Below are 12,065 nucleotides of genomic sequence, written 5' to 3'. Positions count from 1 at the left end.
GGATGGTTCAGGATTTGACGGCAATGCTTCCAACGACTGCTGAAAAGACGGAATCTGAAAATCGAGAGCTCCCTGGAGCCGCTGGTGCGGTGTTGCTGCTTCCCGGAGTTTTGGTTCCAACCTGGGTGATGCGACCATTTCGGCAGAGATTTCTGGAGTCCGGATATCATGCTGAAATCTGCGACTATCAGTCTTTCGGGAAAGATCTCGATTCGATCACGCGTGATGTTGCCGTCATGTGCAATCGATTTCAGGAGTCACTTCCGGACGGAGTGAGCTTCGATCTGGTTGGTCACAGCTTGGGAGGGGTTCTCAGTCGTACGATTTGTTTGACGAACAGATTCGAGAGGCTGCGGCGAGTCGTGATGCTGGCGCCTCCGAACCGAGGTTCGCATGTTGCGTCCCGGATTGGGCCGTGGGTGCGTCGATTGGTGCCGGTGATCGACGATATCGCCGATCGGGAGGACAGTTCCGTCAATCAAAGGTCGCTGAAAATGACCGTTCCCACGGGCATCATTGGTGCTGATCCGGATTTTGTCGTCAGGGACGAGGCACTCCATCTCGAAGACGAAAGTGATTTCATTTCGTTGCCCGGCCCTCATTCAGCACTGATTTTCCGACAGGCGGCCTTCGAGCAAACCGTTCACTTCCTCGAGCGTGGTCGCTTCAACCGTGAATCTTGATTGAAGCATCTGCTTCGGACTGAAGTCAAAGTCGGAAAGAAGTCGCTGATCGGCAAGATCCGCAGGAATCCGGCGTATCCTGCCGATCGTTGCAAGCCTTACAGGGCCCCGTGTTGGTGTGTGATTAGTGTTCCGTAAGTGGTTTCTTGGTAAGGAGTTGTAAGTTTCTTCTTGTTCTTGCTGGCTGGGGCTGTCGGCGATTTGGTTTGAAGACTTGAAGGAAAAGGACTTCTCGCTTTGAGATTTTCCTCGTACAACGCAGACCTCCAACGGCAGCATTCGCCTGTCCGAAATTCCCTCCAATTGACCTCACGAGCATCCTCTCCGCCGATTCGGCAATGACTGCCGAAACGGGGCACCGGTTGCCTCATTGACATCCCAAGACAGGAGTCGTTCGATGTCGCAAGACATTCGAAAACTGTGTCTCATCTTCAGTCTGTTCAGCTTTGTTGGCTGTCACGGATATGCCCCAGCATGGCAGGTGCGACAAGCTCAGTTACGCACCTACGAGATGTATCACGCCCGCCAGCACCTCGCCACCGAGCTTGCCGGAGCGCAGCAATCTCTCGGGCAGATGGCAATGGAAAAGCAGCAGCTGGAGCAAAGTCTTGCAGCTGCGAACCAGCGGATCGACAATCTCGCGATGGAACGATCTCGCCTGCAGGAGCAATACACGACACTGCTCACGAATCTGCCAGAGGAAAGCCCTCTCAGTGGAGCAGCAAGTCGCCGCCTTCAGGAGCTTGCCGAACGGTACTCGGAGTTTGAATTCGACCCCGCGACGGGCATCAGCCGATTTACCGGAGACCTGTTGTTTGCAACTGGCAGCGACCAGGTTCAATCGGGAGGATCGAAAGTGCTCAACGAATTTGCAGCGATCATGAATTCTTCGGATACCCGAGACTTCAATATCGTGGTTGTCGGACACACGGATGATCAACCTGTCAGCAAGCCTTCGACTCGATCCCGCCACGAAACGAACTGGGAACTGTCTGCCCACCGAGCGACAGCAGTCGTCAAGACGCTTGCCAAGAGTGGATTGTCTGAGCCAAGAATGTCGATTGCCGGATACAGCATGTATCAGCCAACCGCTCCGAACTCGGACGAGTCCGGTCGACAACAAAATCGCCGCGTCGAAATCTTTATCGTTGCTCCGGACACATCCATTGCATCAAATGGTTCCTCCCCAATGAAATAAGTTTTGCGAAGAAGTGACGATGCTCAACGACTGGTTTCAGGATGTCGAATTTGAGATTTCCTGGGCGACGTTTCAGAAGCTCCCGCGCCATCCAGCGTTTCGGTACGAATACCTTTCGGAGCGGTGTCGTGTCAGTCCTCGTCCGCGGTACTATCATGCACGGTTCAATCTTGAATCGTGGGAACCCCAAACGTCCGACTCCATTTGCAATGAGGTCGTTGTCGAATCACTCGGTGAAACGAACTGCGACGACTTACATGATTCGTTTCTCCAGGCTTTCGCCCGAACAGTTCCTTTCTGTCAACTGAGCGAATCGGAACGTCGGCGGTCTGTCCATCAACTGCTGGAAAGAACATTCTCGGGATTAGATGGTCCGCTGCATCGCGCTTCCTCGCATGTGCTTCGCGAGCGGGCTTCCGGAATCATTCTCGGTGCGAGCTTGATCACGCTGTTGCCGTCTGAGGATTTAGAACGCTTCGATCATCCCGACTGGCGAGCGTCGGTCCCTTCGGATGCGGCGGAAACGAATTGGGGATTTCCACATTTGACGTGGATTTTCGTGGCTTCGAAACGTCAGCGACTGGGGCTGTCCAGTTGCCTTCTGGATGCCACGGTTTCCAGGCTAAAAGATCGCGGTGACCGAACGCTGCTGAGCACGTTCTTGCTCGGAAACGATCAAAGCCTGCTTTGGCACTGGAAGATGGGATTCCAACTCTTGAGCCATGTTTCCTCGGTTTAGGCCATTCTTTTGCCTTTCTCGCGAGCGTCTGAGCTTCTCGGATTTCGTCGGATGAAGGGTTGGCTCGCGCGAATCGCTGCAACCTTACTCATCACGATGAATCGGTCGATGAGTCCGATGAGAGGTCGTGAATTCGATCTTTCACCGATGATTCTTGCCGAAGCACAAGAGATTTTCTCGGAACGCCTCTATAATTCTCGTTCATTCTCCCTCTTCTCGGAATTCCGGATCATTCAGGATTCGTCAAATGGTTGACTCCAACAGGTCGGTTTTCAGCAGTCTCCCGGTACGAATTGTCGGTAGTCTCGCAGCGATCGGAGTGGTTGCTGCTCTCATGCTGAAACCTAACGATAACGGCGACGGCGGAAACGGAAAACTTCCTGGCGAAGTTGACCCGGTTGACGTCGTCGAAGAAAACGCCGACAGCCGATGCGATAAAGAGCTGTCGCGAATTCTGTCTGCACTGCAACCCGGACGACGCTCGGTCACGATGACGTCTCAGGATCTGGCAGCTGAACTCAATCGATGGTTTCAAACATGCGGAATTTCCGAAGACCTCGTTTTGACTGAGGATGCAGAACTTCAAAAGAAATTGATGTCTGAAGAGGGATTCGAAATCGCCGAATCGGACCGGTATCTCCCCATCGATATCGATCACATCCGGTTGGCGATGCTGCTCAAGAAAATCACAGATCACGTTTGTCGCAATGCGACCACAGATTCTGAGAGAGCTCTTGTGCTGCTTGAGTTCGTGACGCGTTATGTGAGTCTGATTCCCGAGGACTTGCAGTCCTCGATCGATTTTCCGTCAACTCCGTACGAATCGCTTCTGATTGGTTATTCGAATGCAGAAGGCAGGGCCTGGACGTTCTCGGCGCTATTACAGCAACTGCGACTCGATTCCGTTGTCATCGTTCCTGCAGATGAAGCAAAGTCGGATCAGTGGTTGGTGGGCGTCTTAGTTCCTCAAAAGGGTCTTCAATTGTTCGACCCTCGTCTCGGACTCCCGATTCCTGGGCCGAATGATTCGAAATCGAAGCCGTTTCCCACATCGGCGGCAACTCTTGCACAAGTTCAGGAAGACGACTCGCTGCTCCGGCAACTCGATTCCGGCGATCAATCCTATCCACTCGTGTCAGCGGATTTGAAAGATGTTCGAATCAAGGTGATCGGCAGCCCGATCTTGTGGTCGCAGAGAATGGCCGAACTTCAATGGGCGCTTCCCGCTGATTCGATCGTTGATCTGTACGATGGACTTGGGTCAAACCGGCTTCGCGAACCCGGCGCTTTTGAGCGGATCGTTGCTGCGGGAGAAAAAGATGGTCACTGGACTGAAGATCAGATTGAAATCTGGAACGCACCCACAGAGCAACTGATCGCGGTTTCTGAAGCTCAGCGAGATGAGAACTCTCCGTACTCCAAGATTCTCGAAGTCTTCGCGGGTCCGCAGGTGATGATGGCGAGTCACAATTCTCCCACTCCAATTCTGAAACCGCTCGAGTATCCGCTGCACGTTGTTCGCCTGGAACTCCTCGATGGGGAATATGGACCAGCCCTGCAACACATCGGAAGAATTCTGACTTCCTACCGCACGAATTCCACACCCGAGAATGACGACGCCATCGCCTTCGCTGCGATGTGGACGGGAATTGCTCAGACGGAAACGAAAAACTTTACCGCCGCCCGCAATACATTCGACCGGTTCGCAACAACGATTCGCTCACCTCAATCCCCTGCGATTCTTCTGGATGTTCTGGATCAGACAGCTACGGACTGGAAGGCTTATCTGTTCGTTGAAATGAAGGACTTCGCGGAAGCAGCGAATGTTCTCAGTTCGAAGCCCGACACCGCAAGTCCGCTTCGAGATGCTTTTCTGGAGCGTCGCTGGAAACAATTGGCCGAAAAGAGTGACTCCGGTTCGGTCGATCAGGAATGAAATCGTACTTCAAGCAACGATGGTTCCTCGTCGCGCTCACTCTTTCGATTCCATTGGGAATTGGTCTGGGACTCGGTATTCCGGCCGCGACTCTCGATGGATTCTCAAAGAGTGTTGCGGGAGTTCTCAGCCGAGTGCTGGTGGCGGTCGTACTGTTCTTGATGTCCGTCACTCTCGATACTCGAAAGTTGACCGCGGCGCTGCGATCGCCGGGGCCGACGATTTGGGCCTCCCTTGTGAACTACGGTTTTCTTCCGCTGTGCGCCATTCCTCTGGCATGGTTTCAGTGGACAGAAGATTTCGCCGTCGGTTTGCTCATCGCTGCGAGTGTCCCCAGCACGATGGCTTCGGCATCTGTCTGGACACGAAAGGCGAACGGGAACGACGCTGTCTCGTTGCTCGTGACAATTCTGACCAATGGCCTCTGTTTTCTGGCGACGCCGTTCTGGCTGGCACAGACCCTCGGGGACACGATTTCTCTTGATGTTCGAGATATGATCGAACGGTTGTTTGTGACGGCAGTGATTCCGATTGCAGTCGGGCAGCTGATTCGCAGTCGACAATCGATACGAATGACGGTGGATCGATGGAAATCCCCGATCAGCGTGATTGCCCAATCGCTGATTCTGGTTCTGATTTTCTGGTCATCAATTCAGGGCGGGTCTCGTCTTCAAGGAAGTGAATCGTCACAGCTTGGCGTCGGAGCCGTTGCTGTCGCCTGGCTGTCCTGCATTGTGCTGCATTGCGTCAGCCTGGTGGTCGTGTTCATCGGAGGGCGGGCTGCTCGATTCGATCGAGCTGATGTCGTCGCAACTGTGTTCTCGGGAAGCCAGAAAACTCTCGCGATCGGAATTTACATCGCAATGGATTTGCTTTCGCAGCGGAATCTTCCATTCGCAGCGTTTCCGATTCTCATGTTTCATGTCTCGCAGCTGTTTCTTGATACTCTGTTGATCGAACCGCTGGGGAAATGGGTCCTTCGAGGCAAGCAAGAGTCCTCGGCAGAAGAATAAGAACGACGCGGTTCTTGAGGGTCCGTCTGCTCTGTTCACGGCACGGATTCGAATCGTTCGTCACGACTTGGTCATGTTGAATGGCTGCCGTTCGTGATGCGGCAAAGGGCCTTTCTTTCGAGAATCGTCATTTCTTCCGGAAATGTCGTAGAATCCGCGTGAGTGATTCGATTCCTCTTCGCCTACCAACGTAGAACGTGTCTGTCGATCGAGTTGGGGTTCGTTGGGAATGAGCAACGAGTCGCACGAGCGAACGTTGCGTTCATCGATGTGAACCGGTTCCGGCGCGTGTGGAGAATCCATAGCAATGGTCCAGAGACAGGCTGTGATCGAATGAACCTCTTCGAAGCCTCAACGATCGTTCGTTCTACGGATTTGTACGAAACTGAATCTTCTACCTTACTCGGAGTGCTCCGCATGAGTCGTCATTTCATTTTCGTACTGTCATTTGTCCTGCTCACCGGAATACTTCGGTCAGCATCGGCGCAGCCTCTCCCATTCGACGCAAAAGCTGAAACGTTTCAATCAGAAGATGGAGAGATTCAGGCCTTCGTGCTTCGGTTGGAACAACCTTTCCTTGCCGATCAGTTCGAGAAGAGTAATACGCTGCGATTGGAACCGCTGAATGACAACGCGGATCTCGTCTATCCGAAAGAAGCGAAGTTCACGCAGAAGCATGCGGAGTTTTATGGCCGTCTGCAGGGAGAAGGAGTCGCACGGTTGCAGCTTTCGTATGAGGTCATCACTGAAGACCTTGCTGGCCAACCGAAACTAGATGTGCGAACAACCGAGATCGAAATTCCCGTTCCGACAAGTGAGGGCGGAAATCCGTCGATCTATCCGGAGTGGGCCCGAATGCAAAATCGGCACTTCGCGGAGCTGCTTCGATACTACCCCGAGACATCGTTCTTCGAGTATGTCCTGTTGCAGTCCAAAGACCGCTACGGCGTCGATCCTCCACCCATTCCAAATTCACAGCGGAATCGGACATCTCAAGTTGAAACGGGGCTGTACCACACCTTCAGCGGGGGGCTTGGTCTTCAGCAGTCCATGCAGTGGGAAGTTTTGCGCGGGGAAACGACTCCCGGCGATCTCAACATTCATATCCAACAGCTACAGCCGCCGACATTGCAGTCTCTGAATTACAAACAACTGTTGAAGGAGAAAGCGGAGGCCGGTGAAGAGCCTAATATTCATTCGCTGGCCCATGCTGTCCCTGAGGATCAGTATTTCATCCAGTTTCCAACGATGGAAGCAGCGAATCGTTTGATTGATTTGAGCGTCGAATGGGGCGATAGCTTGCTGCAGATGCTGACGGTCACTGCACGGGATCATCATCTGCGAGAGAAATACGAGCGACAACTTTGTTTGAAGCGAGACGCATTCCCTGCACTCTTTGCTGACAAAGTCATCGGAGATGTGGCATTCACCGGCTCCGATTTTTTCTTTGCTGAGGGAACCGACCTGTCTGTATTGGTTCGCGTTCTCAATCCCGAAGTCTTCGAAGCAGCGACGGAAACCTGGTTAACGGAAGCGAAGGAGAGTTATCCAGACCTGCAGGTTCGAGATGTGAACTACCGGGGCCATCGGATTTCCGCTCGATACACACCGGACCGCGCCGTGAGTTCGTTCGTGTTGATGAAAGATGATGTGGCGATCATTTCCAACAGCCCGGTCGTGATGCGAAAGATCATCGACACACTGTTAGGTGAGGTGCCAAGTCTCAAGGATGCGGCTGACTATCGATACTGCACGACGCTTCTGCCTCCAGGCTCTGGAGATCAGGATGCTTACCTGTTCCTGTCCGAATCACTTCTCAAATACCTGGTGGGCCCAAAGTTTAAAGTTGCACAGAAACGCAGACTTCAGGCGTTTAATAATCTGGTGATGCTGAACAACGCGTCTTTGCTCTATCGAATGGAATCGGGACGGTCGCCAGAGTCTCTCAGCGAACTCTCTCAAGGGAACTTCTATGATCCCCAGAAAGTTGTTGACCCGGTTGGTGGAGCTTATGACTGGGATTCCAACCGCGATACCGCAACCAGTTCTGTCTTCAATCGAATCAAATATCTCACACCGATTGTTGAACTCGATGTGCTTCAAGTCTCAAACAAGGAGAGACAGGAGTACGAACGATACAAGTCGCGGTATGAAGCACTCTGGCGTGACGTGTTCGATCCAATCGCCATGCGGTTTTCGATGACAGATCGCAAGGTTCAAGTGGAAACTTTGATTCTGCCGTTTGCAAACAGCTCGTTGTACGGGCAGCTGCAATCGATGATGGAAGCTTCACCGCAAATGATGGAAACGGGACAGTTCTCGGACTACGCGATTGGATCGATGCAGTTGTTGCCGGGGCGTAAACGGCTCGGTCAGATGTTGCAAGTTGTTCCGGGAGTTCAAGAGGTCCTCGAATCTGATCCAACATTGACGGACCTGAGCTGGCTCGGGGATCGTGTTGCCATTCACTATTTTGATGACAATATGATCTTCGAAGTTGACCCGTTCAAGCTGAAGCGGACCGACCAGCTCTTTGGAGTCGGTGTGCCGGAACAGACGGCGATCTCAGCTGTTCTCGCGGCGACCAGTCTTCCAGTCGCAGTCGTCATTGATGTGGAAGACATCGATAAAGCGGAGCGACTTCTCGATCAGCTGGGATCAGAGATTGTGTTGAAGGGCGAACCGATTTCTGGACTTCCCACGGAGTTCGATGCGTATCAACTTCCTGATTACGACGGGCATCACGTTTATGTTTTGTCCTATCAACTCTACGCTTTGAAAGTTCGCCTTTATGTGTCACTGTCAAACAATCAGCTGATCGCAGCGACGACTTTGGATGGATTGCAGCAATCAATTGACGCCATCAGTGCGCCAGCCGAATCCGAAGAGAGCCCCGGGCATGCAGAGCTGCGAATCAATTTCGCGGCCATGGATCAGATGGAAACGGACCTGCAATTGTACTGGAATGAGAAGCTGCGACAGGCCGCTTACCGGAACGTAATGCCCATCTATCTTCTTGTGAAGCTCTACGACGTTCCCATCGACGAAGTCAACTCGCTGGCCGATTCGAAGTACGGCGTTACATACTTCTGTCCGGGTGGAGGAGAATACCGATTCGATGAGACACGCGATCAGATCTTCTCGTCGGTTTATGGAAATCGACAGGGGGCCCGACAGCCGTTGGTGATGCCGGAGGAAACGCCGTTCTCCGAGTTTTACGGATCACTCGAGAGTGTCTCCGCGCGACTCGAATTTCAAGAGAACAGCCTGATTGGAACGATCGTGCTCGAACGCAAAGCAGACGAGTGAAGCTATCATCTTCGACAAGAGCGAATTCGGCGGTCGACGAATTACTCGCCGAGCAGCCCTTTGTTCAATCGTCGAAGTGCTTCCGACTCGATTTGGCGGACACGTTCGCGAGTCAGCCCCAAAGCTTCTCCGATTTCTTTGAGCGTCCGAGGTTCCCCGTCCTCGAGTCCGAAACGAAGCTTCAGGATGGTTGACTCGCGGTCATCCATATCGTCCAGCATTTGAAAGACATGTTTGAGATTGTCGTCCCCGATCAACTCGTCTTCCGGGCCAAGAAAACGCTCATCCGGAATGAGATCGCCCATGGAAACGTTTCCGTCTCCATCGTCGCTCTGCGGAGTTGAGTTATAAAGCTGAATCGCTTTCTTGACGATCTTAAGCTTCTTCGGAGGCAGTTCCAGTTCCCGAGCAACTTCCTCCGGAGTCGGAGTTCGTCCGAGCTGGTCCTGAAGCTTCGCCGACGCTCTGCGCCATTTGGATAGCAACTCAACCATGTACGCAGGGATGCGAATTGTCTTCGCGGAGTTGATGAGCGCCCGCTTGATCGACTGTTTGATCCAGTAACTCGCATAGGTGCTGAAGCGAGTGTTCATATCCGGATCGAAACCTTCCACTGCCCGCAGCAGCCCGAGGTTTCCTTCTTCGATCAAATCCTGCAGAGGAAGGCCCTTGCCCGAATACCCACGTGCGATGTTCACGACAAGTCGAAGGTTCGCACGGACCATTCGATCGCGAGCGAGCATATCTCCATTCGAGATCCGATAGCTCAACTCTTTTTCTTCGTTTGCGGTCAACAGGGCTGTTTCGTTGATCTCGCGAAGGTACGTTTCCAGGGGATTTTGGACATTGGAAGTTCGACGGCGAGAGATTTTTTGCATTGGTCAACTACAGGTCAAAAGACACCGGGGAACTGAGGGACTTTGTGGAATCCTTCCTCAGTCCCAACTCGTCATCGCATCCGTCCTGGACGATCAGAACTGTTTCCTGCCATCGTGTTCGACTCGAATGCAATCCCTGCGAGTCGCCTGCCGACGAATCGGCAACTGGGAAACAACAGCTTGGACAGGAGTTCTAATCGAACATCGGATCGGCGAGTACTGCCGCTCCATACTGCCTTCCGACAAATGACATAAGGAAGGGGGAAGCTCATCGTTTGGCGCAAAAATAACGGCCTCCCAGTTATGACTGGAAGGCCGTCTGTAGCAACTTCGCGCGTTTCACGAATCAATTGGTCCACCTGGGGTGGATGTTCCGATTATTCCTCTGGTGTTGAAGATTCTTCTTCTGAGCTTTGCTCTGCTGCCTCTTCTTCTTGAGCAGATTTGAGTGAGAAGAGAGGACCTGAAGAGTCTCCCATTCCACCCTTAAGCTCTTTCGTTCCTGGCTCACCTGCGGTGGCGGAAGCAGTTCCTTCTTCCGGTTCGATTTCGGCATCGAGTTTCATACTCAGGCCGATTTTTCGATCTCCGGTATCGACTCGCAGAATCTTGACTTCGATTTCGTCGCCGACTTTGACAACATCTTCGACAGTCTTCTCTTCATCTCCGCCGGTCACTTCAGAAACGTGCAGAAGACCTTCGAGTTCTTCTTCGAGTTCCACGAACACTCCGAAGTTCGTGATCTTCGTGACGGATCCTTTGACGATCGATCCCGGCTGGTATTGATCGGGAATTCGAGCTTCCCAAGGATCGTCGCTCATCTGCTTCAGGCCGAGAGCGATTCGTTTTCGTTCTTCGTCAACCGAGACAACAATACACTCGATCTCGTCGCCCTTCTTGAGCATTTCGCTGGCGTGCGAAATCTTGCGAGTCCAGGACATGTCGCTGACGTGCAGAAGTCCGTCGACTCCTTCTTCGAGTTCGATGAACGCTCCGTAGTTGGTGAGGTTGCGAACCACACCGTTGACCGATTTCCCTTCGGGGTATTTCTCGGTGACGTTGTCCCAGGGGTTCGGCTGGGTCTGTTTCATGCCCAGCGAGATTTCCTGTTTGTCGGTGTTGATACCGAGCACAACCACTTCGACTTCCTGGCCAATGCTGACCATTTCGTTTGGATGGTTGAGTCGCTTCGTCCAGGACATTTCACTGATGTGAACAAGTCCTTCGATGCCGTCTTCGAGTTTGACGAAGGCACCGTAAGTCATCACGTTGACAACTTCGCCGTTGACGCGTGAGCCAACTGGGTACTTGGTTTCGACGTTTTCCCATGGGCTTGGGAACTTTTGCTTCAGGCCGAGAGCAATCTTTTCTTTTTCACGATCGACATTGAGGATCATGACTTCGATTTCGTCGTCGATCTGAACCATCTCGGTCGGATGGTTGATTCGGCCCCAGCTCATGTCAGTAATGTGGAGCAGGCCGTCGATGCCTCCGAGGTCCACGAACGCACCAAAGTCGGCGATGTTCTTGACAACCCCTTTGCGGATCTGGCCATCTTCGATTTCGGCGAGCAGTTTGCGCTTCATTTCGGCGCGTTGCTCTTCGATCAGGCGACGACGTGAGACAACGATGTTTTTGCGAGCATCGTCGACCTTGAGGATCATGCACTCAATTTCGTTGCCGACGAATTCGCCAATGTCTTGAGGACGTCGAATGTCGACCTGACTGGCTGGCAGGAACACGTTCACACCGCGAGCACCGGTGGCTGAGAGTGTTTCGCCGATGTTTACCAGCAGACCACCTTTGATCTTTCGGACAACCATTCCGATGATCGTGTCGCCTTCTGAGTAGCGGGAAACGACCCAGTCCCAGTCTTTCTGGCGATCGGCTTTTCGTTTCGAGAGAAGGACGAGCCCGAAATCGTCTTCGATCTCTTCCAGCAGAACTTCAATCGTGTCGCCGACGTTCGGCTTGTCTTCGTCTTCCGCCCATTCATAGAGCGGAACCATACCCTCGCTCTTGTATCCAATATCGACGAGAACCTCGTCACCTTCCACACTCAGAACTTTACCATGGACGATCTCGTTGACGTCGAATGGACTCGAAGTCTTATCATAGATCCGGTCCATCTTCTCGTCTTCTTCGATGAGCCACTCCCCGAGCTCACCACCAAGAGCTGCATCCAGCTCTGCATCATCTACTTGAAATTCACGAATGAGGTTACGATCGACCATACTTTAACCTGGGATCCTGCAAACCGCGAACAAGACACACACAGAACCCACCCGACCAGACAGCCCAGTGGAGAA

General features: G+C 52.7%; 9 protein-coding genes. 6 read left to right on the top strand and 3 right to left on the bottom strand.

The genetic code is table 11. The features are described from left to right. The first annotated feature begins 23 nt into the window (after positions 1 to 23). The 5 genes from KOR42_RS11520 (at position 24) to KOR42_RS11500 (ending at position 5,569) form a co-directional block, all read left to right on the top strand. Positions 24 to 683, top strand: a complete 660-nt coding sequence (locus KOR42_RS11520; RefSeq protein WP_197441073.1) for an esterase/lipase family protein — start codon at positions 24 to 26, stop codon at positions 681 to 683. Positions 684 to 1,080: 397 nt separating this feature from the next. Further along, the gene (locus KOR42_RS11515; RefSeq protein WP_146509826.1) at positions 1,081 to 1,881 is read left to right on the top strand and encodes an OmpA/MotB family protein; all 801 of its coding nucleotides are present in this window, start codon (positions 1,081 to 1,083) and stop codon (positions 1,879 to 1,881) included. 19 nt (positions 1,882 to 1,900) lie between these two features. Then, positions 1,901 to 2,620 (top strand): GNAT family N-acetyltransferase, encoded by a 720-nt coding sequence (locus KOR42_RS11510; RefSeq protein WP_146509825.1) that lies wholly within the window; start codon positions 1,901 to 1,903, stop codon positions 2,618 to 2,620. 247 nt (positions 2,621 to 2,867) lie between these two features. Beyond that, a complete protein-coding gene (locus KOR42_RS11505) occupies positions 2,868 to 4,556 on the top strand; it encodes a hypothetical protein (protein ID WP_146509824.1) in 1,689 nt (562 codons plus the stop codon). Then, positions 4,553 to 5,569 (top strand): bile acid:sodium symporter family protein, encoded by a 1,017-nt coding sequence (locus KOR42_RS11500; protein WP_146509823.1) that lies wholly within the window; start codon positions 4,553 to 4,555, stop codon positions 5,567 to 5,569. The genes KOR42_RS11505 and KOR42_RS11500 overlap by 4 nt, the downstream gene beginning before the upstream one ends. A gap of 60 nt (positions 5,570 to 5,629) precedes the next feature. On the opposite strand, the gene KOR42_RS11495 is transcribed toward KOR42_RS11500, so the two are convergent. After that, a complete protein-coding gene (locus KOR42_RS11495; protein WP_146509822.1) occupies positions 5,630 to 5,872 on the bottom strand; it encodes a hypothetical protein in 243 nt (80 codons plus the stop codon). 114 nt (positions 5,873 to 5,986) lie between these two features. Here KOR42_RS11495 and KOR42_RS11490 point away from each other — a divergent pair, with 114 nt between their 5' ends. Then, on the top strand, positions 5,987 to 8,878 hold the full coding sequence (locus KOR42_RS11490) for a hypothetical protein (protein ID WP_146509821.1): 2,892 nt from the start codon (positions 5,987 to 5,989) through the stop codon (positions 8,876 to 8,878). Between the two features lie 41 nt (positions 8,879 to 8,919). Here the strand turns inward: KOR42_RS11490 and KOR42_RS11485 are convergent, their stop codons facing one another. Beyond that, entirely contained in the window at positions 8,920 to 9,756 is an 837-nt protein-coding gene (locus tag KOR42_RS11485) for a sigma-70 family RNA polymerase sigma factor (protein ID WP_146509820.1), read from the bottom strand. Between the two features lie 377 nt (positions 9,757 to 10,133). Then, positions 10,134 to 11,990, bottom strand: a complete 1,857-nt coding sequence (locus tag KOR42_RS11480) for a 30S ribosomal protein S1 (RefSeq protein ID WP_146509819.1) — start codon at positions 11,988 to 11,990, stop codon at positions 10,134 to 10,136. Positions 11,991 to 12,065: the final 75 nt, after the last annotated feature.

This window comes from Thalassoglobus neptunius, from assembly GCF_007859735.1.
Lineage (GTDB): Bacteria > Planctomycetota > Planctomycetia > Planctomycetales > Planctomycetaceae > Thalassoglobus > Thalassoglobus neptunius.
This window is presented reverse-complemented; position numbering and strand designations above follow the sequence as displayed.

Excerpts from the sequence above, each read along its gene's own strand:
- KOR42_RS11505 (WP_146509824.1), top strand. The coding sequence starts at position 2,868 with ATGGTTGACTCCAACAGGTCGGTTTTCAGCAGTCTCCCGGTACGAATT.
- KOR42_RS11500 (WP_146509823.1), top strand. The coding sequence starts at position 4,553 with ATGAAATCGTACTTCAAGCAACGATGGTTCCTCGTCGCGCTCACTCTT.
- KOR42_RS11480 (WP_146509819.1), bottom strand. The coding sequence starts at position 11,990 with ATGGTCGATCGTAACCTCATTCGTGAATTTCAAGTAGATGATGCAGAG.
- KOR42_RS11490 (WP_146509821.1), top strand. The coding sequence starts at position 5,987 with ATGAGTCGTCATTTCATTTTCGTACTGTCATTTGTCCTGCTCACCGGA.
- KOR42_RS11485 (WP_146509820.1), bottom strand. The coding sequence starts at position 9,756 with ATGCAAAAAATCTCTCGCCGTCGAACTTCCAATGTCCAAAATCCCCTG.
- KOR42_RS11495 (WP_146509822.1), bottom strand. The coding sequence starts at position 5,872 with ATGGATTCTCCACACGCGCCGGAACCGGTTCACATCGATGAACGCAAC.
- KOR42_RS11515 (WP_146509826.1), top strand. The coding sequence starts at position 1,081 with ATGTCGCAAGACATTCGAAAACTGTGTCTCATCTTCAGTCTGTTCAGC.
- KOR42_RS11520 (WP_197441073.1), top strand. The coding sequence starts at position 24 with ATGCTTCCAACGACTGCTGAAAAGACGGAATCTGAAAATCGAGAGCTC.
- KOR42_RS11510 (WP_146509825.1), top strand. The coding sequence starts at position 1,901 with ATGCTCAACGACTGGTTTCAGGATGTCGAATTTGAGATTTCCTGGGCG.